Source organism: Cellulomonas sp. PhB143 (assembly GCF_003752595.1).
Taxonomy (GTDB): Bacteria; Actinomycetota; Actinomycetes; order Actinomycetales; family Cellulomonadaceae; genus Paraoerskovia.
This window is the reverse complement of the sequence record NZ_RKIJ01000011.1, coordinates 214,365-240,463: the sequence shown is the minus strand read 5'-3', so window position 1 is coordinate 240,463 and position 26,099 is coordinate 214,365. Positions and strand designations below refer to the sequence as shown.

At 75.1% G+C, this 26,099-nt stretch carries 20 protein-coding genes; 13 read left to right on the top strand and 7 right to left on the bottom strand.

The annotated features are described in order from the left end of the window. The first annotated feature begins 73 nt into the window (after positions 1–73). The 4 genes from EDF32_RS07350 to EDF32_RS07335 all read left to right on the top strand — a co-directional run bounded on the left by EDF32_RS07350 (position 74) and on the right by EDF32_RS07335 (position 7,936). The gene (locus tag EDF32_RS07350; RefSeq protein WP_123307874.1) at positions 74–805 is read left to right on the top strand and encodes an MIP/aquaporin family protein; all 732 of its coding nucleotides are present in this window, start codon (positions 74–76) and stop codon (positions 803–805) included. 51 nt (positions 806–856) lie between these two features. Next, positions 857–2,374: a glycerol kinase GlpK gene (gene glpK / locus EDF32_RS07345; protein ID WP_123307873.1), complete on the top strand. Its 1,518-nt coding sequence runs from the start codon at positions 857–859 to the stop codon at positions 2,372–2,374. A 112-nt stretch (positions 2,375–2,486) separates the two neighbouring features. Continuing rightward, complete coding sequence (locus EDF32_RS07340) at positions 2,487–6,557, top strand: Pls/PosA family non-ribosomal peptide synthetase (protein WP_123307872.1); 4,071 nt, start codon at positions 2,487–2,489, stop codon at positions 6,555–6,557. Between the two features lie 11 nt (positions 6,558–6,568). Continuing rightward, complete coding sequence (locus EDF32_RS07335; RefSeq protein ID WP_123307871.1) at positions 6,569–7,936, top strand: M1 family metallopeptidase; 1,368 nt, start codon at positions 6,569–6,571, stop codon at positions 7,934–7,936. Here the strand turns inward: EDF32_RS07335 and EDF32_RS07330 are convergent. After that, the gene (locus EDF32_RS07330; RefSeq protein ID WP_123307870.1) at positions 7,908–8,507 is read right to left on the bottom strand and encodes a 4'-phosphopantetheinyl transferase superfamily protein; all 600 of its coding nucleotides are present in this window, start codon (positions 8,505–8,507) and stop codon (positions 7,908–7,910) included. The genes EDF32_RS07335 and EDF32_RS07330 overlap by 29 nt on opposite strands. Next, positions 8,504–10,003 carry a helix-turn-helix transcriptional regulator gene (locus EDF32_RS07325; RefSeq protein ID WP_123307869.1) on the bottom strand — a complete coding sequence of 500 codons (1,500 nt, stop codon included), beginning with the start codon at positions 10,001–10,003 and terminating at the stop codon, positions 8,504–8,506. The genes EDF32_RS07330 and EDF32_RS07325 overlap by 4 nt, the downstream gene beginning before the upstream one ends. Positions 10,004–10,119: 116 nt before the next feature. On the opposite strand from EDF32_RS07325, the gene EDF32_RS07320 reads away from it, so the two are divergent. The 3 genes from EDF32_RS07320 (at position 10,120) to EDF32_RS07310 (ending at position 14,286) form a co-directional block, all read left to right on the top strand. Further along, positions 10,120–12,072 (top strand): phosphoenolpyruvate carboxykinase (GTP), encoded by a 1,953-nt coding sequence (locus EDF32_RS07320; protein WP_123307868.1) that lies wholly within the window; start codon positions 10,120–10,122, stop codon positions 12,070–12,072. Between the two features lie 169 nt (positions 12,073–12,241). Next, a complete protein-coding gene (locus EDF32_RS07315) occupies positions 12,242–13,609 on the top strand; it encodes an 8-oxoguanine deaminase (RefSeq protein ID WP_123307867.1) in 1,368 nt (455 codons plus the stop codon). A gap of 188 nt (positions 13,610–13,797) precedes the next feature. Beyond that, positions 13,798–14,286 (top strand): tRNA (cytidine(34)-2'-O)-methyltransferase, encoded by a 489-nt coding sequence (locus tag EDF32_RS07310; protein WP_370449940.1) that lies wholly within the window; start codon positions 13,798–13,800, stop codon positions 14,284–14,286. A gap of 176 nt (positions 14,287–14,462) precedes the next feature. Here EDF32_RS07310 and EDF32_RS07305 read toward each other — a convergent pair whose 3' ends face one another. Together EDF32_RS07305 and xylA are read right to left on the bottom strand one after the other, a co-directional pair. Continuing rightward, positions 14,463–15,953, bottom strand: a complete 1,491-nt coding sequence (locus EDF32_RS07305) for a xylulokinase (RefSeq protein WP_123307865.1) — start codon at positions 15,951–15,953, stop codon at positions 14,463–14,465. Beyond that, the gene (xylA, locus tag EDF32_RS07300) at positions 15,953–17,179 is read right to left on the bottom strand and encodes a xylose isomerase (protein ID WP_123307864.1); all 1,227 of its coding nucleotides are present in this window, start codon (positions 17,177–17,179) and stop codon (positions 15,953–15,955) included. The genes EDF32_RS07305 and xylA overlap by 1 nt, the downstream gene beginning before the upstream one ends. Positions 17,180–17,226: 47 nt before the next feature. On the opposite strand from xylA, the gene EDF32_RS07295 reads away from it, so the two are divergent. Beyond that, positions 17,227–18,438 carry an ROK family protein gene (locus EDF32_RS07295; RefSeq protein WP_123307863.1) on the top strand — a complete coding sequence of 404 codons (1,212 nt, stop codon included), beginning with the start codon at positions 17,227–17,229 and terminating at the stop codon, positions 18,436–18,438. Between the two features lie 9 nt (positions 18,439–18,447). Here the strand turns inward: EDF32_RS07295 and EDF32_RS07290 are convergent, their stop codons facing one another. The 3 genes from EDF32_RS07290 to EDF32_RS07280 are packed head-to-tail and all read right to left on the bottom strand — an operon-like array spanning position 18,448 to position 21,105. Continuing rightward, positions 18,448–19,509, bottom strand: coding sequence for an aldo/keto reductase (locus EDF32_RS07290; RefSeq protein ID WP_123308058.1), 1,062 nt, complete (start codon positions 19,507–19,509; stop codon positions 18,448–18,450). A gap of 8 nt (positions 19,510–19,517) precedes the next feature. After that, a complete protein-coding gene (locus tag EDF32_RS07285) occupies positions 19,518–20,117 on the bottom strand; it encodes an SGNH/GDSL hydrolase family protein (RefSeq protein ID WP_199734853.1) in 600 nt (199 codons plus the stop codon). A 10-nt stretch (positions 20,118–20,127) separates the two neighbouring features. Beyond that, complete coding sequence (locus tag EDF32_RS07280) at positions 20,128–21,105, bottom strand: beta-ketoacyl-ACP synthase 3 (RefSeq protein ID WP_123307861.1); 978 nt, start codon at positions 21,103–21,105, stop codon at positions 20,128–20,130. Positions 21,106–21,245: 140 nt separating this feature from the next. Here EDF32_RS07280 and EDF32_RS07275 point away from each other — a divergent pair, with 140 nt between their 5' ends. The 5 genes from EDF32_RS07275 to EDF32_RS07255 all read left to right on the top strand — a co-directional run bounded on the left by EDF32_RS07275 (position 21,246) and on the right by EDF32_RS07255 (position 25,955). After that, positions 21,246–22,022 (top strand): ATP-binding cassette domain-containing protein, encoded by a 777-nt coding sequence (locus EDF32_RS07275; protein ID WP_123307860.1) that lies wholly within the window; start codon positions 21,246–21,248, stop codon positions 22,020–22,022. Between the two features lie 19 nt (positions 22,023–22,041). Next, a complete protein-coding gene (locus tag EDF32_RS07270; protein ID WP_123307859.1) occupies positions 22,042–22,680 on the top strand; it encodes a uridine kinase in 639 nt (212 codons plus the stop codon). 24 nt (positions 22,681–22,704) lie between these two features. After that, positions 22,705–23,631, top strand: coding sequence for an NAD(P)-dependent oxidoreductase (locus EDF32_RS07265; protein WP_123307858.1), 927 nt, complete (start codon positions 22,705–22,707; stop codon positions 23,629–23,631). Positions 23,632–23,724: 93 nt separating this feature from the next. Beyond that, entirely contained in the window at positions 23,725–24,963 is a 1,239-nt protein-coding gene (locus EDF32_RS07260; protein ID WP_123307857.1) for a glycosyltransferase, read from the top strand. Continuing rightward, positions 24,960–25,955 carry an NAD-dependent epimerase/dehydratase family protein gene (locus EDF32_RS07255; protein WP_123307856.1) on the top strand — a complete coding sequence of 332 codons (996 nt, stop codon included), beginning with the start codon at positions 24,960–24,962 and terminating at the stop codon, positions 25,953–25,955. The genes EDF32_RS07260 and EDF32_RS07255 overlap by 4 nt, the downstream gene beginning before the upstream one ends. Positions 25,956–26,099 lie beyond the last annotated feature (144 nt).

Here is a 26,099-nt window from a genome sequence, read left to right as displayed (position 1 = left end):
AGATGCCCCACCCCCGCCGGCACGGCTGCCGGCGGGGGGACGACGAGGTCCGAGAGAGAAAGTGAGTCCGACGATGGATGTCTGGTCCGACCTGATGGTCCCCGAGATTCTGGGCACCGGGATACTGACGCTGCTGGGTGGCGGCGTCGTCGCCAACAACATCCTGCCGAAGAACAAGGGGTTCGGCGGCGGATGGCTGATGATCAACTTCGGCTGGGGCATCGCGGTGTTCGCCGGTGTCTACGTGTCGTTCAAGTCGGGTGCGTACATCAACCCGGCCGTGGTCCTCGGCACGTGGGCGAGCGGCGCCGACGAGTTCGCCCCCGGCATCCCCGTGACCGCCGCCAACGGGTTCTACTACGTCGTCGCCGAGATGGCGGGCGCCGCGATCGGTGCGCTGCTCGTCTTCCTCGCGTACAAGAAGCACTACGACGAGGACGCCGACCCGGCGACCAAGCTGGGCACGTTCTCGACCGGCCCCGAGCTGCGCAGCTACGGCTGGAACCTCGTCACCGAGGTCATCGCGACGTTCGTCCTCGTCTTCGTGATCCTCAGCTTCGGCAACTCGCCCGTGGACCTCGGCCCGCTCGCGGTCGCCCTCCTCGTGGTCGGGATCGGCGCGAGCATCGGCGGGCCGACCGGCTACGCCATCAACCCGGCCCGTGACCTCGGCCCGCGCATCGCGCACGCCCTGCTCCCGATCCGCGGCAAGGGCACCAGCGACTGGGCGTACTCGTGGGTCCCGGTCATCGGCCCGTTCGCGGGTGGCGCGCTCGGTGGCCTCCTGGCCGCCGCCGTCGCCTGACAGACGCCCCGCCGAACTCCAGCACCACCACGAGAGAAGGACTGACTGACCATGGCTGACTACGTCCTCGCGATCGACCAGGGAACCACCAGCTCCCGGGCGATCGTCTTCAACCACTCCGGCGAGATCGTCGCGACGGGACAGCTCGAGCACGACCAGATCTTCCCGAAGGCCGGGTGGGTCGAGCACAACCCCGAGCAGATCTGGAACAACGTCCGGGAGGTCACCACCCTCGCCATGACCCGGGCGAACGCCACGCACGACGACATCGCCGCCGTCGGCATCACCAACCAGCGCGAGACCGCGGTGGTGTGGGACAAGACCACGGGCAAGCCCGTGTACAACGCGATCGTCTGGCAGGACACGCGCACGCAGAAGATCGTCGACGAGCTCGGCGGCGACGACGGCCCCGAGAAGTACAAGTCCGTCGTCGGGCTGCCGCTGGCGACCTACTTCTCCGGCCCCAAGGTCAAGTGGATCCTCGACAACGTCGAGGGTGCGCGCGAGAAGGCCGAGGCCGGCGACCTGCTGTTCGGCAACACCGACACCTGGGTGCTGTGGAACATGACGGGCGGCGTCGAGGGCGGCGTGCACGTCACCGACGTCACGAACGCCTCGCGCACGATGCTCATGGACCTCGACACCCTCTCGTGGCGCGAGGACATCGCGGCGGACATGGGCATCCCGATGTCGATGCTCCCCGAGATCCGCTCGTCCTCCGAGGTCTACGGCCACGGCCGCCCGCGCGGTTCCGTGCCGGGCGTGCCGATCGCCGGCATCCTCGGCGACCAGCAGGCGGCGACGTTCGGGCAGGCGTGCTTCGAGGTCGGGCAGGCCAAGAACACCTACGGCACCGGCAACTTCATGCTCATCAACACCGGCACCGAGAAGGTGATGAGCAAGAACGGGCTGCTGACGACGGTCTGCTACAAGATCGGCGACAACGACCCGGTGTACGCGCTCGAGGGGTCGATCGCGGTGACCGGCTCGCTGATCCAGTGGCTGCGCGACAACCTGGGCCTGTTCGAGGACGCCCCCGACGTCGAGTGGCTGGCCGGCAAGGTCGAGGACAACGGCGGCGCCTACTTCGTGCCGGCGTTCTCGGGGCTGTTCGCGCCGTACTGGCGCTCGGACGCGCGCGGCGCGCTCGTCGGTCTCACGCGGTACGTCAACCGCAACCACGTCGCCCGCGCGGCGCTGGAGGCCACGGCGTTCCAGTCGCGCGAGGTCATGGACGCGATGAACGCGGACTCCGGCGTGGACCTGAAGGAGCTGCGCGTGGACGGCGGGATGGTCGCGAACGAGCTGCTCATGCAGTTCCAGGCGGACCAGATGGGCGTGGACGTGGTGCGGCCCCAGGTCGCCGAGACCACGGCGCTCGGTGCCGCGTACGCGGCCGGCATCGCCGTCGGCTTCTGGGACGGCGAGCAGGACGTCATCGACAACTGGAACGAGGGCAAGCGCTGGACGCCGTCGATGGACGACGACGAGCGCGAGCGCCTCTACCGCAACTGGAAGAAGGCCGTCACCAAGACGATGGACTGGGTCGACGACGACGTGGAGAAGTAGCCGCGCCGCACGCCTCCGCCAGACCTGTCAGACCCTCGCCCGGCTCCCGCCTGGCGGGGGTCTGACCCGTTCGGTGAGACACCGACGGCGCGGCCGGACGGGCGACCCTACGATGCTCGCGAAGGCGTCCCCCGAGGCGTCGCCTCCCACCGAGAGGACTCGCGTGTCCCCGTCCGGCCCCCTGCTCCGAGGGGATCGTGCACCGTCGGCACGGACCCTCGTCGACGTCCTCGACGCCACGGCCTCCCGGCACCCCGACGCCCCGGCGGTCGACGACGGCGCGCGCGTCTGGTCCTACGCGGAGCTGTCCGCCGAGGTGGGCTCCCGGGCGCGGGCGCTGGCCCGGCACGGCGTCCGGCGCGGCGACCGGGTCGGGGTCCGCGCGACCTCCGGCCGGGCCGACCTCTACCTGTCGATCCTCGCGGTCCTGCGGGCGGGCGCCGCGTACGTGCCCGTCGACCGGGACGACCCCGAGGAGCGCGCCGAGCTCGTCTTCGGCGAGGCGGGCGTCGTCGCCGTGGTGGGCGACGACGGCGAGATCGCCCCCGGCCTCGGCGTCGCGGCACCCCGACGCCCCGGCGGCGCCTCCGGCCCGGCCGCGCCCGCCGCCCCGGCCGCCCCGCGCGCCACGGACGACGCCTGGATCATCTTCACCTCCGGCTCCACCGGGACGCCCAAGGGCGTGACCGTCACCCACCGCAGCGCGGCGGCGTTCGTCGACGCCGAGGCGCGGCTGTTCCTCCAGGACGCACCCCTGGGTCCGGGCGACCGCGTGCTCGCCGGCCTCTCCGTCGCGTTCGACGCGAGCTGCGAGGAGATGTGGCTGGCCTGGGGCCACGGCGCGTGCCTCGTCCCCGCCGACCGTGCCCTCGTCCGCACCGGGCTCGACCTCGGCCCCTGGGTCGCCGAGCGCGGGATCACCGTGATCTCGACCGTGCCCACGCTGGCCGGCCTGCTGCCCGCGGCGGACCTCGCGCGCGTGCGCCTGCTGATCTTCGGCGGCGAGGCCGTCCCGCCCGAGCTCGCCGCCCGGCTCGTCGGGCCCGGGCGCGAGGTCTGGAACACCTACGGCCCGACGGAGGCGACGGTGGTCGCCTGCGCCGCGGTGCTCGACGGCGTCGGGCCCGTCCGGATCGGCCTGCCGCTGGACGGCTGGGACCTGGCCGTCGTCGACGAGGCCGGGGAGCCCGTCCCCGCGGGCGCGACCGGCGAGCTCGTCATCGGCGGCGTCGGGCTCGGGCGCTACCTCGACGCCGGCAAGGACGCCGAGAAGTACGCGCCGCTGCCCTCGCTCGGCTGGGCGCGGGCCTACCGCTCGGGCGACCTCGTGGTGGCCGACCCCGACGGCCTGCTGTTCGTGGGGCGCGCCGACGACCAGGTGAAGGTCGGCGGCCGGCGCATCGAGCTCGGCGAGATCGACTCGGCGCTGCTCGACGCCCCGCAGGTCTCCGCCGCGGCGGCCGCCGTCCGACGTACCGACGCCGGCAACCAGATGATCGTCGGCTACGTCGTGCCGGCCGATCCCGGCACCTTCGACGGCCGGGCGCTGACCGCCCACCTGCGGGAGGTGCTGCCCGCCGCGCTGGTGCCGCTGATCGGCGTCGTCGGTGAGATCCCGACGCGCACGAGCGGCAAGGTGGACCGCGACGCGCTGCCGTGGCCGCTGGCCGGCACGCCGGCGGGTGCGGGCACGCCCGGCGGCACGGGCGACGGCGCGCCGGCCGACCCCGCCGAGCTGGGCGGACCGACCGCCACCTGGGTCGCCGCGCGGTGGGCCGCGGTCCTGGGCGTCGCCCCCGCCGCCTCCGACGAGGACTTCTTCGACCTGGGCGGCGGAAGCCTCACCGCGGCGCAGGTCGTCTCCGCCGTCCGCGAGCGCTACCCGTCCGCCACGGTCGCCGACCTCTACGCCCACCCGACGGTCGCCGAGCTCGCCGGCCATCTCGAGCGTGCGTACGGGCCGGCCGACGGCGCCCGGGCCGGGTCGGGCGCGCCCGCCGGCCCCGTGCCCACCACGCCCGTCGGGACGCAGGCGTTCCAGCAGGTGATGCTCCTGCTGCTCCGCGTGGTCTCCGGTCTGCGCTGGGCGGCCTGGACGGCGCTCGCCGTGGCCGGTGCCCGGTGGGCGACGGACGTGGGCCTGCTCGCGGCGGGCTCGGCCGCCGGCAGGCTCGCGGGGGCCGTGCCCGCGGTCCCGTGGGTGGCGGTGCTGCTCGTCTGGCTGCTGCTCGTCACGCCGGTCGGGCGCCTCGGTCTCGCCGTGCTCGGCGCCCGCCTGCTGCTGCGGGGCGTGCGCCCGGGCGACCACCCGCGCGGCGGCTCCGTGCACCGCCGGCTCTGGCTCGCCGAGCAGCTCGTGACCGCGCTCGGCGGCCTGACGATCTCCGCGGCGCCGCTGGTGGGCCTGTACGCGCGGGCGCTCGGCGCCCGGATGGGGCGCGGCGTCGACCTGCACACGCTGCCGCCGGTGACGGGCATGCTCTCCGTCGGGGACGGCGCGGCCGTGGAGCCGGAGGTGGACCTGTCCGGGCACTGGCTCGAGGGCGACGTCCTGCACGTCGGCCGGGTCACCGTCGGGCCCGGCGCGACCGTCGGGGCGCGCAGCGTGCTGCTGCCCGGCGCACGGGTCCGGCGCGGCACGGACGTGGCCGCCGGCTCCGCAGTCGTCGGGTCCACCGGGAAGGACGAGTACTGGGAGGGTTCCCCCGCCACCCGCCGGCGCAGCCAGGTCCGGCACCCGTGGCCCGACGCGCGCCCGCCCCGGGGCACGAGGTGGCTGGTGCTCTACGGCGTCGGCGGCGTCGTGCTGGCGCTGCTGCCCGTGGCGGCGCTCGCCGTCGGCGTCGCGGTCCTGCTCGGCGGTCCGGGGCCGACCGGGCCCTCGACGCCGTTCGCCGAGCTCGGTGCCGCGGCCGTACGGCTACCGCTCGCCGCGCTGTGCGCGTTCGCCGCGTACGCGCTCGGGACCCTCGTCCTCGTCCGGCTGCTGAGCGTGCGGATGACGGAGGGCTGGCACGCCGTCCGCAGCCGCGTCGGGTGGCAGGCCTGGTGCACGGAGCGCGTCATGGACTCCGCCCGCACCGCCCTGTTCCCCCTCTACTCCAGCGTCGTCACGCCCGGCTGGCTCCGCCTGCTGGGGGCGCGCATGGGCAAGCACGTCGAGGCGTCCACGGTGGTGGGCATCCCCTCGATGATGGAGGCCTCCGACGGCGCGTTCCTCGCCGACGACACGATGGTGGCGCCGTACCAGCTCGGCGGCGGGTGGATGCGCGTCGCCCGCGCCAAGGTGGGCCGGCGCGCGTTCCTCGGCAACTCCGGGATCACGGCGCCCGGCCGCTCCGTCCCGAAGAACGGGCTGGTGGCGGTGCTCTCCGCCGCCCCGCACAAGGCGCGCAAGGGGTCCTCGTGGATCGGCAGCCCGCCGGTGCTGCTGCGCCGCCCGGCCGCCGACGACGCGGACGAGGGCCTCACCTTCGACCCCAGCAGGCGCCTGCTGTGGGCGCGCGGCGGCGTCGAGGTGCTGCGCCTGCTCGCCGTCGTCGCCTCCGCCGCGCTCTCCGTCCTGGTGGTGACCGCGGTCCTGCAGGCCGCCCGCGCATGGGGGTGGACGGCGGCCGCCGTCCTCGCCGGACCGGTGCTGCTCGTGGCCGGGCTGGCCGCCGCGCTGCTGACGTCGGCCGTGAAGTGGCTGCTGGTCGGCCGCTTCCGCGCCGGCGACCACCCGCTGTGGAGCGGCTTCGTGTGGCGCAACGAGCTCGCCGACACGTTCACCGAGGTCGTGGCCGCGCCGTGGTTCGCCGACCACGTGCTCGGCACGCCCCTGCTGACGGGGTGGCTGCGGACCATGGGGGCGCACATCGGCCGAGGCGTGTGGTGCGAGACGTACTGGCTGCCCGAGGGCGACCTCGTCACGCTCGGGGACGGCGCCGCCGTCGGGCGGGGCACGGTCCTGCAGACCCACCTGTTCCACGACCGGGTGATGAGCCTCGACGCCGTGGAGGTCGGTCCCGGGGCGACGGTCGGCCCGCACTCGGTCGTGCTGCCGGCGACCCGGCTCGCGCCGGGGGCGGTCGCCGGGCCCGCGTCGCTCGTCATGCGGGGCGAGGTGCTCCCGGCCGGCTCGCGCTGGCACGGCAACCCCGTCTCGCCATGGCCCCCGGCGACCACCGCACCGGTCGACTAGGCTCACGCGTCATGCTGCCCAGCCGCGCCACCGCCCCGGACCCGTACGTCCCGCACCACGGGGCGCGGGACTTCGTCGTCGACCACTACGGGCTCCGGCTGCGCTACCGCGTCGAGCCGAACCGGCTCGAGGGCGTCGCGACGCTCGACGTCCGGGCGCTGGAGCGGCTCGAGGACGTGCACCTGGACCTCGTCGGGCTCCGGGTCTCGCGCGTGGAGGTGGACGGCGAGCGCGTCCGGTACGCCCAGAAGCGGCACGGCCTGCGCGTGCGCACGCCGCGGCCGCTCGAGGCCGGGGGCACCGCGACGGTGGAGGTCAGCTACGCGGGCAACCCGTCCCCCGCCGGCGGCCCGTGGGGCGACGTCGGGTGGGAGGAGCTCAGCGCGGGCGTCCTGGTCGCGGGGCAGCCCACCGGCGCACCGACCTGGTTCCCGTGCAACGACCACCCGGGCTACAAGGCCACCTACGACCTGACGATCACGACCGACTCCCCGTACACGGTGGTCGCCAACGCGCCGGTGCACCGCGTGACGCGCCGGGCCTCGACCCGCACCTGGACCTTCGAGCGCACCGAGCCGATGTGCACGTACCTGGCCACCGTGCAGGTCGGCCCGTACGACACCGGGCGCCTCGGCCGGCACGCGCACGTCGCGCGGACCGCCGACGCCGCCGACGACGTCGCCCACGACCTCGACCGGCACGACGAGCTGTTCGGGCTCTTCGAGGACCTGTTCGGCCCGTACCCCTTCGCCTCCTACACCGTCGTCGTCACGCCGGACGACCTCGAGATCCCCCTCGAGGCCCACGGCGCGTCCGTCTTCGGCGCCAACCACCTGGACGGCAGCCGCGGCTCGGACCGGCTCGTGGCGCACGAGCTGGCGCACCAGTGGTTCGGCAACAGCGTCTCGGTGCGCACGTGGCGCGACATCTGGCTCAACGAGGGCTTCGCGTGCTACGCCGAGTGGCTGTGGGCCGAGGCCTCGGGCGGTCCCGACGCCGACGACCTCGCGCACGAGCACCACACCCGCCTGGCCCAGCTGCCGCAGGACCTCGTGCTGAGCGACCCCGGGCCGGAGCTGATGTTCGACGACCGGGTCTACAAGCGCGGCGCCCTGACCCTGCACACCCTGCGGCTGACCCTCGGCGACGACGCGTTCTTCGCCCTGCTGCGGACGTGGACGGAGCGCCACCGCCACGGGCACGCCACCACGGACGACCTGCGCGCCCTGGTCCGGGAGAGCGCCGGTGCCGCCGGGTCCCCGGCGGGCGCGGCGGACGACCTGCTGGACCGGTGGCTGGACGAGACCGCGCTGCCCGGTCTCCCGGCGCGGGACGCAGCACGCCGCTCGATCAGGGGGCGCGCAGGACGACGGCCGTGAGCACAGCGCGCACCGGGCCCGTCAGGACCTGCTCGGACCACCCCGCCGGGCGCGGCGTCCGCCCGGGCCCGCGCCAGCGCACGACGCGCGGCGGCGCGCCCGGCGGGCCGAGCACCAGGTCGGCAGGCTCCACCGCGAGGCCGTGACCGGTCGCCTTGAGCAGCGCCTCCTTGCGCACCCAGGTGCGCGCGAGGTCCTCGGCGTCCGGCGGCCCGCCGCCGACCCGCTCCCGCGGAGCGAGCAGCACCGGCGCGACGGGTGCCCGCCCGACGGCGGCGACGTCCTCGACGTCCACCCCGCACGGGCCGTCCGCCACCGCGACCGCCAGCCGGGTGGCGGTGTGCGCGACGCTCACGTGCCGGCCCCGGGCGAGGGCCGCGACGACCTCGGGCTTGCCGTGGTCGGTGCCACCGCAGGTGGCGCACCGGCGCGCCAGGGCGACGTCGCCGGCGCCGAGCCGGAGCCCCGCTGCCGCGAGCGCCTCGCGCAGCAGCGCGTCCCGCGCAGCCGGGTAGCCGGGGGCACGCGGCCCGGCGGGCAGCGGCGCGGTGCGCACGAGCAGGACGCTCACCCGGCGCGACCCGGCGCCCCGGGCTCCGGCGCGTGCCGCTCCAGGAACGCGTACACCTCGGCGTCGTCGACTCCCGGGAACGCCCCGCGCGGCAGGGCCGCCAGGACCTGCTGGTGCATGCGGGCGCTCGGCCACGCCGCGCCCTCCCAGCGCGTCGACGCGACCTCCTCCGGGCGCCGGCAGCACGCCTCGTCCGGGCACGTGGAGACCTTGCGCACGCGGGTCTCGCGGCCGCGGAACCACGTGGCGGACGAGAACGGCACGCCCACGGTGATGGAGAACTCGCCCCCCGCCGTCGTCCCCGTCTGCGTCGAGCACCAGAAGGTGCCCGCGGGGGTGTCGGTGTACTGGTAGGACTCCGTCGCGCGGTCGCGGCGCTCGAGGGCCTCCCGCGCCGCCCACCGCCGGCACACGAGCTGGCCCTCGATGGCGCCCGTCACGTCCGCGGGGAGCACGAGGCCGTCGTTGGCGTAGGCGCGGAACAGCGCGCCGTCGTCGGCCACGCGCAGGAAGTGCACGGGGATGCCGAGGTGCGCCGTCGCGAGGTTCGTGAAGCGCTGCGCCGCGGCCTCGTGGGTGACGCCGAACGCGTCGCGCAGGTCCTCGACCGCGAGGTCCTTCGCCTTCTTGCGCTGCCCGAGGAACTCGACCGCCGCCCGCTCGGGGATCAGGCAGCAGGCGGCGAAGTAGGTGATCTCGACGCGCTGGCGCAGGAACTCGGCGTACGACGCGGGCCGCCGGTGGTCGAGCACCCGGTGCGCGATCGCCTGCAGGGCGAGCGAGCGCAGGCCGTGACCGCCCGGGATCGAGGCGGGCGGGAGGTAGATGCGGCCGTGGTGGAGGTCGGTGACGGTGCGCGTCGAGTGGGGCAGGTCGTCGACGTGCAGGATCGTGAAGCCGAGCTGCTCGGCCATCCGCGCGACGGTGCGGTGGGTGAGCGGGCCGACCCCGTAGCCGGCCGCGCGCGTCATCCGCTCGGCGAGCCGCTCGATCTCGGGCAGGTAGTTGTCGCGCGCCTGCCGCTCGAGGCGGAGCTCGGTGTTGGCGCGCCGCGCCTCCTCGGGCGTGGCCACCGCCTCCGTCGCGCGGCGGGTCAGCTCCCGGTGCAGGCCGACGAGGTTCTCCAGCACGGGCAGCGGGAGCCGGCCGCTCGCCCGCACGGCCGGGAGCCCGAGGGTCGCGTAGAGCGGGCCCCGCTGCGCGCGGTCGAGCTCGATCTCGAGCCCCGCGCGGCGCGACGGGGCCGCGTCGGCCAGGAGGTCGGCGACCGTGACGCCGAGCGCGGAGGCCACCTGCTGGAGCAGGGACAGGCGCGGTTCGCGGCGGCCGTTCTCGATCATCGACAGCAGGCTCGGCGCGACCCCGACGGCGGCGCCGAGCGCGTCGAGGGTCAGCCCGGCGGCGGTGCGGAAGTGGCGCACGCGGCGCCCGAGGGTGACGAGGTCCGTGCCCTGCGGCGCAGGGGCAGAAGGATCGTGACGCGGATCACGGGGCATCGCTTCACGATACGTGAAGATCAGCGATTCTTCACAGCCCGAGAGCGGTGAAGTGGCGGTGGTTGCGGGGCAGAGTCGAGACACCAGCCGACCACTGCTCAGCCCCGGAGGACCCGATGACCGTCAGCGCGAACCCCCGCCGCACGCGACTGCCCCACGGGACGACGGAGCCCGCCCCGTCGGACTACCGCGAGCCCCGCGGCGGCGTCGACCCCGTCCTCGACCCCGAGAGCGCGTTCCGGGCGTCCGGCGCCGTCCGCGCGACCGAGTGGGTGCGCAGCGTCGCCGACCTCACCGAGCCCGACCGCGTCGTCTGGTGCGACGGCTCCGAGGAGGAGCGCCGCGGGCTGCTGGAGCTCATGGTCGAGAGCGGGACCCTCCTGCCCCTGGACCCGGAGCTGCGGCCCGGCAGCTACCTCGCCCGCTCGGACCCGGACGACGTCGCCCGCGTCGAGTCGCGCACCTTCATCTGCTCCGAGCAGCAGGCCGACGCCGGCCCGACGAACAACTGGGCCGACCCGGGCGAGATGCGCGCCGAGCTCCGTGACGTGTTCGCCGGCTCGATGCGCGGCCGGACCATGTACGTCGTGCCGTTCTCGATGGGGCCGGTCGGCGGCCCCCTGTCGCAGATCGGCATCGAGATCACGGACTCGCCGTACGTCGTCGTCTCCATGGGCACCATGACCCGCATCGGCAGCGACGTCATGGACCTGGTCGACGCCGGGGCGCCCTACGTCCCCGCGGTGCACTCCGTCGGCGCGCCGCTGGAGGACGATGCGGACGATGTCGCCTGGCCCTGCAACGCGACCAAGTACGTCGTCCACTTCCCCGAGAGCCGTGAGATCTGGTCCTACGGTTCCGGGTACGGCGGCAACGCGCTGCTCGGCAAGAAGTGCTTCGCCCTGCGGATCGCGTCCGTCATCGGTCGCGACGAGGGCTGGCTCGCCGAGCACATGCTCATCGTCCGGGCGACGTCCCCCGCCGGGCGCGCCTACCACCTCGCCGCGGCGTTCCCGTCCGCGTGCGGCAAGACGAACCTCGCCATGCTGCGCCCGACGCTGCCCGGCTGGACGGTGGAGACCATCGGCGACGACATCGCCTGGATGCGCCCCGGCGCCGACGGCAGCCTGCGCGCCATCAACCCCGAGGCGGGCTTCTTCGGGGTCGCGCCCGGCACCGGCGAGACGACCAACCCGAACGCCGTCGCGACGTTCGCCCGCGACACCATCTTCACCAACGTCGCGCTGACGGACGACGGCGACGTGTGGTGGGAGGGCCTGACCGACACCGCGCCCGCGCACCTGACCGACTGGCGCGGGCAGGACTGGACGCCGGCGGACGGCGCCGCCGGGCGCCCCGCCGCCCACCCGAACTCCCGCTTCACCGTGGCCGCGGCGCAGTGCCCGACCATGGCCGACACCTGGGAGGACCCGGCGGGCGTGCCGATCGACGCGATCGTCTTCGGCGGCCGTCGCGCGACGAACGTCCCGCTCGTCGCCCAGGCGTTCGACTGGGCGCACGGGGTCTTCATGGGCGCCACGATCTCGTCCGAGCGGACGGCCGCGGCCGAGGGCGCCGTCGGCGAGCTGCGCCGCGACCCCTTCGCGATGCTGCCGTTCTGCGGCTACGACATGGCCGACCACTGGGCGCACTGGCTGCGCGTCGGCGCCTCGCTCGACCCCGCGCGCCGGCCGAAGATCTTCCAGGTCAACTGGTTCCGCAAGGGCGAGGACGGCTCCTTCCTGTGGCCCGGGTTCGGCGAGAACGCGCGGGTCGTCGCGTGGATCGCCGACCAGGTCGACCGCTCGCGCCGCCTGCGCACCGACCGCGGGGCCGTGCGCACGCCCGTCGGGTTCGTCCCCGCCGAGGGCGCGCTCGACGTCGTCGGGCTCGACCTGCCCGACGGCGCCCTCGACGCCCTGCTCGACGTGGCGCCCGGGCCGTGGCTGGCCGAGGCCGACCTCACCGAGGAGTTCTTCGACCAGTTCGGCGACCGGGTCCCCGACGCCCTGCGCGACCGCCTCCAGCGGCTGCGCGCCGACCTGCGCGCCGACCTGAGCGCGAGGTAGCATCACCGGACCCACCATCGATCGGCGATCGAAGGTTCCGGGCCCGTCCGCCTCCGGGCGGTGACGATCCGGCCACCCACCGAGGGTGGCCGGGACAGGGCACCGGGCGGCGCACCCGCGGGGAGCGCCGCCCGCCCCTGGTCGCCACCGCACCCACGGAGGAACGGCAATGACGGACCACCTGCTCATCACCCACGCGCACCTCGTCGTCGACACGGGGTACGAGATCGCCGACGGCTGGGTCGCGATCGCGGACGGGACGGTCACCGCCGTCGGCCCCGGAGGCTCCGAGCCCCCGCTCGCCGAGGGCGGCCGCACGATCGACGCCGCCGGGCGCCTGGTCACGGCGGGCCTGATCAACACCCACCACCACATGTACCAGAACCTCACGCGCGCGTTCGCGCCGTCGGCCGACGGGTCGCTGTTCGAGTGGCTCACCACGCTCTACCCCGTGTGGGCCGGGCTCGACGAGGAGTCCACCTACGTCTCGTCGTACCTGGCGATGACCGAGCTGCTCATGGGCGGCTGCACCACGTCGATGGACCACCACTACGTGCACCCGCGGCCACGGCTGATCGACGCGCAGATCCGCGCCGCCCGGGAGATCGGGTTCCGGTTCCACGCCACGCGCGGGTCGATGACGCGCAGCGTCGAGGACGGCGGGCTGCCGCCGGCGAGCGTCGTGCAGGACAAGGACGCCGTGCTCGCCGACAGCGAGCGGCTCGTGACGACGTACCACGAGCGCGGCGCCGGCGCGATGATCCAGGTGGCGCTCGCCCCGTGCTCGCCGTTCTCCGTGCAGAAGGACGTGATGATCGAGACGGCGCAGCTCGCCGAGCGCCTCGACGTGCGCCTGCACACGCACCTCGCCGAGGACCACGACGAGGACGCGTACTGCCTCGAGACCTACGGCATGCGTCCGGTCGACTATTTCGAGGAGGTCGGCTGGCTGACGGACCGCTCGTGGGTCGCGCACTGCGTCTACCCGGACGACGCCGAGATCGTCCGCCTCGGCGCGGCCGGGGTCGGCGTCGCGCACTGCCCGAGCTCGAACATGATGCTGGCCGGCGGGACCGCGAAGGTGGCCGAGATGCGCGCGGCCGGGCTGCCCGTGGGGCTCGGCTGCGACGGCTCGTCGTCGAACGACGCCGCGTCCCTGTGGCTCGAGGCGCGCACCGCGCTGCTCCTCTCGCGCTACCGCCAGGGCCCGGGCACGCCGACGGCGCTGAACGCCCGCGAGGTGCTCGACGTGGCGACCCGCGGCTCCGCCCGCTGCCTGGGCCGCGACGACATCGGCCACCTGCGGCCCGGCGCGTCGGCGGACGTCGTGGTGTGGGACGCGCACGAGGTCTCGCTCGCGGGGGCGCACACCGACCCGGTCGAGGCGTGGCTGCGCACCGGCCCCGCCCGCGCGCTGACCACGGTCGTCGCGGGGAAGGTGCTCGTCGACGGCGGGGAGCCGCGGCTGGCCGGCCTCGGGGACGCGCTGACCGACCACCGGCGGGTCTCGCGCCGGCTGCAGCGGCTGGCGGACTGAGCCGCCGGGGCACCCACCCGCCGGGGCACCCACCCGCCGGCGCACCCACCCGCCGGGCACCCACCCGCCGAGAAGTCGAATTCGGCCCCTGATCCGAAGGATCCAGGGGCCGAATTCGACTTCTCGGCGGGGTACGGGCCGGCATGCGGGGGCACAGGCGGCCCCGGGCGAGGTGCGAGGATGAGGCCGTGAGCCCCGACCCCTCCACGCCCGTGCCGCACCTGGCGTTCTTCGAGCCGCGCATCGCGGGCAACACGGGCAACGCCATCCGCCTCTCCGCGGTCACGGGCAGCACGCTGCACCTGGTCGAACCGCTCGGCTTCGACCTCTCGGAACCCAAGCTGAAGCGGGCCGGCCTCGACTACCACGACCTGGCCTCCGTCGTCGTCCACCCGGACCTCGACGCCCTGCTCGCGGCGCTGCCGGACTCGCGGGTGCTGGCGTTCACGGTGTACGCCACGACGTCCTACGCGGACGTCGTCTACCGGCCCGACGACGTGCTGCTGTTCGGCCCCGAGCCGACCGGCCTGCCCGCCGAGGTGCTCGCGCACCCGCGCATCACCGACCAGGTGCGCATCCCGATGCTCTCCGGCCGCCGCTCGCTCAACCTCACGTCCAGCGCGTCGATCGTGGCGTACGAGGCGTGGCGCCAGTCGGGGTTCGCGGGCGGGGTCTGACGGCAGCGTCTGACGGCGGCGGGCCGCTGCCCCACCGCCGAGCGCGTCCTCAGTCGGCCGAGACGGCCCAACCGACCCACACATGACGCGCTCGGCGGTGGCAGCTCGACCGGTGGCAGCCCGGCGGTGGCAGCTCGACCGGTGGAGCCCCGCCGGAGCGGCGGCTCGGCCCAGGATCAGGCCAGGTCGCGCACCGCCGCGTAGCGCTCGCGCACCGCCGGCTCGGGGTCCGCCTCGTAGACCCGGGCCGACGACGTCGACCACCCCGGCGCCCGGTCCTCGCCCGACAGCACCCACCCGGCCTGGCGGGCCGCGCCGTCGGCCACGTACTCCCCCGGCTCCGGGACGGTCACGGGCATCCCGAGCACCTGCGGCGCGATCTGCCGCACGGCCTCCGACTGGGCGCCGCCGCCGATCAGGACGAGCCGCTCGACCGCGACCCCCTGATCGCGCAGCGCGTCGAGCCCGTCGGCGAGCCCGCAGAGCATGCCCTCGACGTGCGCGCGGGCGACGTGCTCGGGCGTCGCCGTCGCGAGCGTCAGCCCGTGCAGCGTCCCGGTCGCCTCGGGCCGGTCCGGCGTGCGCTCGCCCTCGAGGTACGGCACGAGCACGAGCCCGCCCGCGCCGGCGGGCGCGCGCAGCGCGAGCCGGGACAGGCCGGCGTGGTCGACCCCGAGGATGGCACGGGCCGCGTCGAGCACCCGGCTCGCGTTGAGCGTGCACGCGAGCGGCAGGTAGGCGCCGGTCGCGTCGGCGAAGCCCGTGACCATCCCGGACTCGTCGGCGCTCTGCTGCTCGGCGACCGCGGAGACGACGCCGGACGTCCCGATCGAGACGGCGACGTCGCCCTCCCCGAGCCCCAGACCGAGCGCGGCGCCCGCGTTGTCGCCGGCCCCGGGCGCGAGCAGCGCCCCGCCGTCGATGTCCGCGCCCGCCACGGACGGGTCGGCGAGGCCGCCCGCCTCGCCCGGCCCGAGCACCCGAGGCAGCACGAGGCCGTCGGCCGCGGACGCCTCGCACCGCAGCGCCAGCGCGAGGAGGTCGCGCCGGTATGCCCCGGCCCCGCCGTCGGCGGACGCGTCGAAGTACCCGGTCCCCGAGGCGTCCGACCGGTCGGTGACCAGCGCCGAGAGGTCCGGCTCCAGGCCCTCGCTGCGTGGTCCGAAGCCGGCGATCCGCCACGTCAGCCAGTCGTGCGGCAGCGCCACGGCGGCCACGCGCGCGGCGTTCTCCGGTTCCGCGTCCGCGAGCCAGCGCAGCTTGGTCACCGTGAACGAGGCGACGGGCACGGAGCCGACGGCGTCCGCCCACGCCTTCGCGCCCGGCACACCGGCCGTCTCCCCGAGCTCGCGCACGAGGTCGCGAGCGGCGCCTGCCGACCGCGTGTCGTTCCACAGCAGCGCGGGACGGATCACCTCGCCGTCCGCGTCGAGCGCCACCAGACCGTGCTGCTGGCCGCCCACGGCGAGGGCCGCGACGTCGTCCAGACCGCCCGCGGCCCGCGCCGCCTCGCCGAACGCCACCCACCACGCGGCCGGGTCGACCTCCGTCCCGTCGGGGTGCGACGCCGCCCCGGAGCGCACGAGCGCCCCGGTCGCGGCGTCGCGGACGACGATCTTGCAGGACTGCGTCGAGCTGTCGACGCCCGCGACGAGTGCGCGCGCCATCAGCCGATGAGGTGCTTGACCGCGAGCTGGTGCAGGCGCACGAGCCCGTAGCCGCGCTCGGCGGCCGCGGTGATGTCGAAGTCGTCCTCGACGCTCGGGTCGGCGAGGAAAGACTCGAGCGTCTCGCCCTCGGCGAGCGTCGGCTCGCCGAGCTCGAAGATGCCCGCGTGCTCGAACGCCGCCTGGACCTCGGGGTCCGCGCGGTACTCGGCGGCCTTGCGCGCCAGCATCGAGTAGGTCTCCATGTTGGCGGCGGCCGACTGCCACACGCCGTCGAGGTGCTCGGTGCGCGAGGGCTTGTAGTCGAAGTGGCGGGGGCCCTCGTAGCGCGGGCCGCCGTTGGGGAAACCGTTCTCGAGCAGGTCCACCGTGAAGAACGCGGAGATCAGGTCGCCGTGGCCGAACACGAGGTCCTGGTCGAAGCGAGGGCCGTGCTGGCCGTTGAGGTCGATGTGGAAGAGCTTGCCCGCGTAGAGCGCGAGCGCGAGGCCGTGGGTGTAGTTCAGGCCGGCCATCTGCTCGTGGCCCGTCTCGGGGTTCAGGCCGACGATGTCGCCGTTGTCGAGCGTGTCGATGAGGGCGATCGCATGCCCGATCGTCGGGACGAAGATGTCGCCGCGCGGCTCGTTGGGCTTGGGCTCGAGACCGATGCGCAGGTCGTAGCCCTGGGACTTGATGTACGCGGCGACGGTGTCGATGCCCTCGGCGTACCGGGCGTGCGCGGCGTGCAGGTCCTTCGAGTTGTCGTACTCGGTGCCCTCGCGCCCGCCCCACATGACGAACGTGCTCGCGCCCATGTCGGCGGCGAGGTCGACGTTGCGCAGCACCTTGCGCAGCCCGAAGCGGCGCACGTCGCGGTTGTTCGAGGTGAACGCGCCGTCCTTGAAGACCGGGTGCGTGAAGGTGTTGGTCGTGACCATCTCGCACACCATGCCGGTGTCGGCGGCGGCCTTCTTCACGGAGTCGATGTGCGCGAGCCGCTCGGTGTCGTCGCTGCCGAAGGGGAAGACGTCGTTGTCGTGGAACGTGAAGCCCCACGCGCCGAGGTCCGCGAGCCGGCGCACCGACTCGGCCGGGTCCAGCTCGGGTCGGGTCGCCGTGCCGAACGGGTCGGCCGCCGGCCAGCCCACGGTCCAGAGTCCGAACGAGTACTTGATGTCCTGGGTGTTCGCCACGGGGTGCTCCTCATCGAGTGGGCCCGGCGTGCGCTCGTCGTCGGGTCGCATTAGTTGTATGGAATAACTTATGCCGCCGCACGGGTAGGGTCAACCCCGTGGAGCACCCGACGCGACCCCGACCCGCGGCGCCCGCCGCGCGCCAGGCGTCGCTGCGCGAGCACAACCTCGCGCTCGTCGCCCGCGCGGTGCTCGACGCCGCCGCCCCGCCCTCGCGGGCCGCCGTCGCCCAGGCCACCGGGCTCACCCGGCCCACGGTCTCGACGCTGGTCGACCGGCTCCTGCGCGCCCGCGTCCTCGACGAGCTGCCGCCCGAGCAGCGGCGCACCGCGGGCCGGCCCGCGGTCCCGCTGGTGCCCGCCGCGCGCACCCTCGTCGGGATGGGGCTCGAGGTGGACGTCGACTTCGTCGGCGCCCGGGTGCTCGACCTGGCGGGGAACGTCGTCGCCGAGCGGATCGACCCCGGCCAGCTCCACGACGCACCGCCGCAGGAGACGCTCGCCCGGCTCGGCGAGATCGCCCGCCGCCTGACCGACGACGTCGTCCGGGCCGGGATGACGCTCGCCGGCGCCCAGCTCGCGCTCCCCGGCCTCGTCGACGTGCACCGCCGCCGCCTGCAGGTCGCGCCGAACCTCGGGTGGTCGAGCCTCGACCCCGTCCCGCTGCTCGGCCTGCCGTCGAGCCTCGACGTCGGCGTCGCGAACGAGGCGAACCTCGCCGGGCTGGCGCAGCTGCGACCCGCCGACCGGTCCACCACGGCGTCGTCGTTCCTCTACGTCTCGGGCGAGGTCGGGATCGGCGCCGCCGTCGTCCTCGACCGCGAGCTCTACCTCGGCCTGCACGGATGGAGCGGGGAGATCGGGCACCTCCCCGTCGACCCGAACGGGCCGCGCTGCCGCTGCGGGGCCACCGGCTGCCTCGAGCAGTACGCGGGCAAGGACGCGATCCTGCGCGCCGCCGGGCTCGCGCCGTCCGACCCCCTCGCCGCGCTGCGCGACCTGCTGGACGACGGCGACGCGCCCGCCCTCGCCGCCGTCGGCGCTGCGGGGCGCGCACTCGGGCGCGCGCTCGCCGCGACGATCAACCTGCTCGACCTCGACACCGTGCTGCTCGGCGGGATCTACACCGATCTCGCCGAGGACCTGCGCCCGGCCGTGCGCGACGAGCTCGACGCGCGCGTGCTCGCCACGCCGTGGTCCCCGACGGACCTGCGCGCCGCGCCCGTGGCGGACCGCGCCGCGCTCACCGGCGCGGCCCAGGTGGTCCTGCGCGGCGTCGTCGACGACCCGGCGCGGTTCTGCGAGGCCTGAGCGGCCCGCTCAGCGCCCGGTGCCGTCCACGGCAAACGGCTCGATCGCCGCGATCTCGTCCTCCGTCAGGGCCGGCGCATCGAGCGAGGCGACGGTGTCCTCGAGCTGACGCACGCTCGAGGCGCCCACGAGCGTCGAGGTCACCCGGTCGTCGCGCCGCAGCCAGCTCAGCGCGAGCTGCGCCAGGCTCTGGCCGCGTCCCGAGGCGATCTCGTCGAGCGCCCGCACCCGCTCGAGATAGGTCGCGGAGAGGTTGTCCGAGCTGAGGAACGGCGAGTCGGACGACGCCGCGCGCGAGCCCGCGGGCGCCTCGCCCGAGAGGTAGCGGTTCGTCAGCAGGCCCTGCTGCAGCGGGGAGAACGCGATGACGCCGATCCCGAGGTCGCCCACGACGTCGAGCAGCGACTCCGACTGCGTGCCGTCGTACCCGTCCTCGTGGGCGGGGTCCTCGACGTGCCGGTTGAACATCGAGTACGAGGGCTGGTGGATGGTCAGCGGCGTCCCGAGGTCCGCGAGGATCGCGGCGGCCTCGCGCGTGCGCGCCGGCGAGTAGTTCGAGACGCCGACGTACAGGGCCTTGCCCTGCTGGACCACCTGGTGCAGCGCGCCCATCGACTCCTCCAGCGGCGTGGCCGGGTCGGGACGGTGGTGGTAGAAGATGTCGACGTAGTCGAGGCCCGTCCGCTGCAGCGACTGGTCCAGCGACGAGACGAGATACTTCTTCGAGCCGTGGTCGCCGTACGGGCCGGGCCACATCCCGTAGCCGGCCTTCGAGGAGACGATCAGCTCGTCGCGGTAGGGCGCGAGATCCTGGGCGAGCACGCGCCCGAAGTTCTCCTCGGCGGAGCCGGCGGGTGGCCCGTAGTTGTTCGCCAGGTCGAAGTGCGTGACGCCGAGGTCGAACGCCCGGCGCAGCGTCGCGCGCTGGGTCTCCAGGGGGTTCACGTCCCCGAAGTTGTGCCACAGCCCCAGGGAGAGCGCCGGCAGGTCGAGCCCCGAGCGGCCGCAGCGGCGGTAGGTCATCGAGTCGTAGCGGTCGTCGGCGGCGAGGTAGCGGGTGGCAGCAGGCATGCCGGCCATCATGCCAGCACGCCGCCGTGCTCCAGCCAGGCGTCCGCGACCAACCGGTGGCCGAGCGGGGTGGGGTGCACGCCGTCCGCGGCCGTCGCCGCCGCGCCGTGGCGCTCGGCAGCCTCGGTCATCAGGCCGTCCAGCGGCACCAGACGGGCGCCGTGCTCCGCGGCGAGGGCCTGCACGACCGCGATCTTCGGGTCCAGGTCCTCGCGCCAGCGAGCCTGCTCGGGCGTGACCGGCACGAGGAAGGGCTCCATGAGCACGAGCCGGACCTCTGGCCCGACGGACGCGAGCACCGCTCGGTAGTCGGACTCGAACGAGGCCGTCGTCGTCGGGTCGTCCCGGTCGTAGCGCCGCCACGTGTCGTTGACGCCAACCAGCACCGTGAGCGTCGTGGGGGCGTGGACCGCGACGTCGGCGCGCCACCGGGCGCGCAGGTCGCGCGCCCGGTCGCCACCCACGCCGCGGTTGACGACCTGCGCCCCCGCGCCCGCGAGGTCCCGGGCGACCATCCGGACGTACCCGTCGCCCAGACCGTCGGCGTCGTCACGCCGGCCGCAGTCGGTGATGCTGTCGCCGACGAAGAGGTGCGTCGGCCGCTGCACGGCACCCACCTCAGCGGCGCGGGGTGTGCACGACCTGCCCGCCCCAGGCGAACCCGCCGCCGAACCCGAACAGCAGCGCCGGGACGTCGGCGGGGATCTTGCCCGCGTGCCACCACTTGGACAGGCCGAGCGGGATGCTCGCGGCGGAGGTGTTGCCGGACTCGGTGATGTCGGTGACGACGACCTTGCCGTCGAGGCCGAGCGCCTTGGCCATCGGCTCGATGATCCGCAGGTTCGCCTGGTGCGCGACCAGCACCTCGATGTCGTCGAGGTCGAGGCCGCTGCGCTCCACGATCTGGCGGGCGCGGTCGGCCGCGCGGGTGATCGCCCAGCGGAACACCGCGCGCCCGTCCTGGGAGAACGTGTCGGTGGGCGCCTCGATGAGGACCGCGGGCGTCAGGTCGCGCTCGGAGCCCCACACGACCGGGCCGACGGCCGGCTCGTCGGCGGCCTGCACGACGGCGGCCCCCGCCCCGTCCGCGGTGAGGATGCACGTCGAGCGGTCCGTCCAGTCCGTGACCGAGGTGAGCTTCTCGGCGCCGATCACCAGCGCGGTGGTGGCGGAGCCCCCGCGGATCGCCTGGTCCGCGATCCCGACGGCGTGGGCGAAGCCGGAGCACGCGGTGTTGATGTCGATGATGGCCGGGGAGCCCGACGCCGTGTCCCCCAGCTCGAGCGCGTAGGCGACGCGACCCGCCGTGTTGGGCGAGCGGTCGCGTGCCGTCGCCGTCGCGACCACCACGAGGTCGACGGACGAGGCATCGACGCCGGCGTCGGCGAGCGCCATGCGCCCGGCGTCGGTCGCCATGTCGGCGACCGTGACGTCGTCGGCCGCGACGTGGCGGGTGACGATCCCGGTGCGGGACTGGATCCACTCGTCGTTCGTCTCGACGAGCTGGGCGACGTCGTCGTTCGTCATGATGCGCTCGGGCTGGTGGTGACCGAGGCCGACGATGCGCGAACCGGGTGCTCCCGTGGGGATCAGCATGACCTGAATCATTCCCTCCAACCGGGCCAGGTCCAAACGCGCAGGTTCGTCGCGCGCCGCACCTCCCGTACCGTCGTCTCCGGAAGCGGCCCCGCGCCTGCGCGCGACCGCCCAGACCGCCGCCGACCGGAAGGACCCGCATGTCCAAGAACCCCGCCACGCTCCGCGCGAGCGACCTGTGGGTGGGCCCGTCGGCGCACGACGTGGTCCGCGGCGTCGACCTCGAGCTGGTGCCCGGGCAGCCGCCGGTCGGGATCGTGGGCTCCTCGGGGGCCGGCAAGTCGACCCTCGTCCAGGCGCTGCTCGGCGAGCTCACGCCGAGCCGCGGCACCGTCGTGTGGGGCGGCCGGACCGTCTCGCGGATCGGGCGCCGGGACAAGAAGGCGTTCCGCAGCGCGGTGCGCCACGTGGCGCAGAACGGCCTCGTCGGGATCGACCCCCGCGAGGGCGTCGGCAAGGTGCTGAACAGGGCGCTGGCCGACGCCCGCAGGGCGGGCCGCCCGAGCAGCCGCACGCCGCAGGACCTCCTCGAGGCCGCGGCGCTCGAGCCCCGCCACGCGAGCCGGCGCGTGCACACCCTCTCCGGCGGCGAGAAGCAGCGCCTCGCGATCGCCGTCGCCCTGGCGTCCCGCCCCGAGCTGCTGCTCCTGGACGAGCCGCTGTCCGCCGTCGACCCGGCGATGCGCGGCGAGGTCGCGCGACGCCTGGCCGACACCGCCGCGGCCGAGGGCACGGCGGTCCTGCTCGTCACGCACGACCTCGAGCTCGTCGAGCGCCTGTGCCCCACCGTGCACGTCCTCGCCGACGGCACGTTCGTCGCCTCGGGCCCGCTGCGGGAGATCTTCGCCGACGCCGAGCACCCCGAGGTGCGCGGGCTCGCCGAGGCCGCGCCGCTCGCCGCGCAGCGGTTCCGCTGACCGGGGCCCGGAGCACGCCATGACCGACGACGCGTCCCCCGACGACACGCTCTTCGACGTCCCCCCGGGAGCCCGCTCGACGCCCGTGCGCGTCGTGCTGCTCACGGGCCCCTCGGGCTCCGGCAAGACCGCGCTGTGCCGGCGCCTCGGCCTGCCGGTCGTGCACCTCGACGACTTCTACCGCGACGTCGACCACCCGCGGATGCCGATGCGCTTCGGGATCGTCGACTGGGACGACCCGGAGAGCTGGGACTCCGGCGCCGCGCTCGAGGCGCTGGTCGAGCTCTGCCGGACCGGGCACGCCGAGGTCCCGGTGTACGACATCCCGACGTCGCGGCGCACGGGCACCGCCCGGCTGGACGCCGAGGGCGCGCCGGTCGTCGTCGCGGAGGGCATCTTCGCCGCCGAGCTCGTCGCGAGCGCGCGGGCCGAGGGCATCCTCGCGGACGCCGTGTGCCTGGCCCGGCCCGCCGTGGTCTCCGCGTGGTTCCGGTTCCTGCGCGACATGGGCGAGCGCCGCAAGCCGCCGCTGACCCTCGTCCGCCGCGGGATCGGCCTGATGCGCGACGAGCCCCGCCTCGTGCGCGGGTGGGTGCGTCGCGGCTGCCGGCCCGTCACCCCGGAGCAGGCGGAGCGGGACATCCGCGCCCTGCTGTGACCGCGCAGCGGTAGCCTCGCGCGCATGCGCATCCTCGTCACCGGAGCCCGTGGCCGCGTCGGCCGGTACACCGTGGCCCACCTGGCCGACGCCGGTCACGACGTCACGGCGACCGACCTCGCCCCGGAACGGCCCGCCCCGCCCGACGCGCCGGACGTCCCCTACGTCCAGGCCGACCTGACCGACGCGGGCGAGGTCTTCTCGCTCGTCGGCGGCTGGACCGGGCGCGAGGGCGGCCCCAAGCAGGGGCCGTTCGACGCCGTCGTGCACGCGGGCGCGATCCCCGCACCGGGCCGCCACGCCCCGCACACCCTGTTCCGCAACAACGTCATGGGCGTGTTCGACGTCGTCGAGGCGTGCGTGCGCTGGGGCGTGCCGCGGCTCGTGAACGTCTCGAGCGAGACCGTCGCGGGGTTCGCGTTCTCCGAGCGGCCGACCCTCCCGCACTACCTCCCGCTCGACGAGGAGCACCCCCTGGAGCCGCAGGACCCCTACGGCCTCGGCAAGGTCGTCGGGGAGGAGATCTGCGACGCGGCGGTGCGGCGCTCGGACCTGCGCGTCGTCTCGCTCCGGCCGACGTGGGTCCAGGAGGAGTCGACCTACGAGCCGTTCCTCGGGCCTCTGGTCGCCGACCCGGACGCGGGCGTGACCAACGGCTGGTCGTACGTCGACGTCCGCGACCTCGCCGAGGCGATCCGCCTCGCGGTCGAGTGCGACCTGCCCGGGCACGAGGCGTTCTACGTCTCGGCGGCAGACACCGTCGGCGGTCGCGACCTGCACGCCGCCTGGCGCCGCGTCTACCCTGACGCGCCGACCGAGCTGCGGCCCGTGGACCGCCCCGACGCCGCCGGGGTCAGCAGCGCCAAGGCCGCCCGCCTGCTCGGGTGGACGCCGCGCCGCTCCTGGCGGGACGTGCTCGACGCCTCCGGCGCGCGGCGCACGACCGGCTGACCCTGCTCTTCGGCGGAACGTCATGCAGAAGTAACAGAGCCGTCACGCCACCGGCACGATCGCGTCTGACGATCGCCGTGGGAGGTGGTTGCCGTGGTCGCACAGGTCGCGCTCCGGGCGGTATCGGTCTACGAGGGGTTCTTCAGCGGCGGGGCGCGGGTGCTGCACAGCACCGTCGTCGCGGGGCTGCACCAGGACGGGCAGCGCCACGCCGCGCTGTCGATCCACGAGGAGGTCCTGCGCGAGAGCCTGCGCCAGCGCATGGTCGACGACCCGCGCTACCGCATGCTCGTCGCCGCGGGCGTCCCCGTCACCACGCTGGGCCGCGTGCCCGACGGCGGCCACGACCCGCGCACGTTCACCGACACGGAGATGGCGGTCGCCGCGCGCGCCGTCGAGGGCGCCGACGTCGTCCTGACCCTCAAGGAGCAGCCGCTGCGGCTGGTGAACCACGCGGGGTTCCCGGACCGGCCCGTCGTCGCCTGCCTGCACCGCTCCGACCCCGAGCACCAGGGCCCCGCCCTGGACGACCTGCTCGCCGCCGCAGCGTCGGGGCGGCTCGCGGCGGCCGTGTGCTGCGCGGAGTCCACCCGCGAGGCCTACGCGGCGGCCGGCGTCCCGCGCCGGCTCCTGCGCGTCGTGCCCAACGGCGTCGACCTGGCCCGGTTCGCGCCGGTGTCCGCGGCACGCCGCGCCGCGCTGCGCGGCGCCTTCCGGACGGAGCAGGACGGCGTCGTCGTCGCCTTCAGCGCGCGGTACGACACGATGAAGGACGTGGGGCTGTTCCTGCGTGCCGCGCGAGTCCTGCTGGGCGCCGACCCGCGGGCGCACGTGCTGGCCTGCGGCGCCGGGATGAGCACCGCCAACCCCGCACTGGTCGCCGACCTGGGCGTCGCCTTCGGTGACCGCCCCGACCTGCTCGGGCGCCTGCACCTGCTCGGGGTCCGGCACGACATGGAGTCCGTCTACGCGGCGGCCGACGTCGTCGCGCTCACCTCGGCGTTCGGGGAGGCCGCACCGCTGTGCCTCATCGAGGGCGCGATGTCCGGGGCCGTGCCCGTGACCACGGACGTCGGCGACTGCGCCTCGCTCGTCGACGGCATCGGCCTCGTGGTCGGGCGCGACCCCGCGGAGGTCGCGGCGGCGTGGGCGCAGGCCGCCGCGCGACGCGACGGGCTCGCCCGCGCGCTCGAGACGAGCCGCCCGCGGTTCAGCCGGACCCGCATGACGTCGGCGTACGCGCTCCTGCTCGAGTCGGTCGTCGCGCGCCAGGGCCGCCGGAGCGCCACGGCCCGGTCCCGCGCCGCCGTCCGTGCCACGATGGAGACATGAGCGCGAGGACGATCCTCTTCATCGGCGGCAGCGGTGTCATCAGCGCGGCGAGCGTCACCCGGGCCGCGCGGCTCGGTCACCGGGTCACGGTCCTGAACCGCGGCGAGTCGACCACCAGGCCGCTGCCCCCGGAGGTCGAGACCCTGCGCGCGGACGCGGAGGACGGCGCGGCCGTGGACGCCGCCCTCGGCTCGCGCGAGTTCGACGTCGTCGCGCAGTTCCGGGCGTTCGCGCCCGGGCACGTCTCCGAGGACGTCGTGCGGTTCACGGACCGGACCGGCCAGTACGTGTTCATCAGCTCCGCCTCCGCCTACCAGAAGCCGCCGGCGCGGCTGCCGGTCACCGAGAGCACCCCGCTGCGCAACCCCTTCTGGAAGTACTCGCGCGACAAGGCCGCCTGCGAGGACGTGCTCGTCGAGGCCTACCGCCGCACCGGCTTCCCGGCGACCGTCGTGCGCCCGTCGCACACGTACGACCGCACCCTGCTGCCGACCACCGGCGGGTGGACCGACGTCGCCCGGATGCGGTCGGGGCGACCCGTCGTCGTGCACGGGGACGGCACGTCGCGCTGGACCCTGACCCACACCGACGACTTCGCGGTCGGGTTCGTCGGCCTCCTGGGCAACCCGCTCGCGGTGGGCGAGGCGTTCACGATCACGGGCGACGACGCGCCCACGTGGGACCAGGTCTACCGGTGGCTCGCACGGGCCGCGGGGGTGGCCGAGCCCGAGCTGGTGCACGTCGCGTCCGAGACCGTCGCGGCCGCGGAACCCGACGTCGGCGACGGTCTCCTGGGCGACAAGGCCCACACGATGCTCTTCGACTGCTCGAAGCTCCGGGCCCTGGTCCCGGAGTTCCGCACCACGGTGGGCTACGCCGACGCCGCCGCGGAGCAGGTCGCCTGGTTCGACGCGCACCCGGACGCCCAGGTCGTCGACCCGGGCCTCGACGCCCTGTTCGACCGGCTCGTGGCGCACGCGCGTTCCGTCTGACGCGGCGCTCCCGGGCGCGCCGACCGCCGAGCGTCACGTTCCGCGCGGCCGGAGCCACTCAGGGGACGCGGGACGTGACGCTCGTCGCCCCGCGCGCCACCGCCGACGTCGTCCACCGTGCGTGCCAGCGGCCCGCCCGTCCCC

What these genes read in the sequence shown, in the direction of transcription:
- EDF32_RS07350 (WP_123307874.1), top strand. Translation starts at nt 74, where the DNA reads ATGGATGTCTGGTCCGACCTGATGGTCCCCGAGATTCTGGGCACCGGG.
- glpK (WP_123307873.1), top strand. Translation starts at nt 857, where the DNA reads ATGGCTGACTACGTCCTCGCGATCGACCAGGGAACCACCAGCTCCCGG.
- EDF32_RS07340 (WP_123307872.1), top strand. Translation starts at nt 2,487, where the DNA reads ATGCTCGCGAAGGCGTCCCCCGAGGCGTCGCCTCCCACCGAGAGGACT.
- EDF32_RS07335 (WP_123307871.1), top strand. Translation starts at nt 6,569, where the DNA reads ATGCTGCCCAGCCGCGCCACCGCCCCGGACCCGTACGTCCCGCACCAC.
- EDF32_RS07325 (WP_123307869.1), bottom strand. Translation starts at nt 10,003, where the DNA reads ATGCCCCGTGATCCGCGTCACGATCCTTCTGCCCCTGCGCCGCAGGGC.
- EDF32_RS07320 (WP_123307868.1), top strand. Translation starts at nt 10,120, where the DNA reads ATGACCGTCAGCGCGAACCCCCGCCGCACGCGACTGCCCCACGGGACG.
- EDF32_RS07315 (WP_123307867.1), top strand. Translation starts at nt 12,242, where the DNA reads ATGACGGACCACCTGCTCATCACCCACGCGCACCTCGTCGTCGACACG.
- EDF32_RS07305 (WP_123307865.1), bottom strand. Translation starts at nt 15,953, where the DNA reads ATGGCGCGCGCACTCGTCGCGGGCGTCGACAGCTCGACGCAGTCCTGC.
- xylA (WP_123307864.1), bottom strand. Translation starts at nt 17,179, where the DNA reads ATGCGACCCGACGACGAGCGCACGCCGGGCCCACTCGATGAGGAGCAC.
- EDF32_RS07290 (WP_123308058.1), bottom strand. Translation starts at nt 19,509, where the DNA reads ATGCCTGCTGCCACCCGCTACCTCGCCGCCGACGACCGCTACGACTCG.
- EDF32_RS07280 (WP_123307861.1), bottom strand. Translation starts at nt 21,105, where the DNA reads ATGCTGATCCCCACGGGAGCACCCGGTTCGCGCATCGTCGGCCTCGGT.
- EDF32_RS07275 (WP_123307860.1), top strand. Translation starts at nt 21,246, where the DNA reads ATGTCCAAGAACCCCGCCACGCTCCGCGCGAGCGACCTGTGGGTGGGC.
- EDF32_RS07270 (WP_123307859.1), top strand. Translation starts at nt 22,042, where the DNA reads ATGACCGACGACGCGTCCCCCGACGACACGCTCTTCGACGTCCCCCCG.
- EDF32_RS07265 (WP_123307858.1), top strand. Translation starts at nt 22,705, where the DNA reads ATGCGCATCCTCGTCACCGGAGCCCGTGGCCGCGTCGGCCGGTACACC.
- EDF32_RS07255 (WP_123307856.1), top strand. Translation starts at nt 24,960, where the DNA reads ATGAGCGCGAGGACGATCCTCTTCATCGGCGGCAGCGGTGTCATCAGC.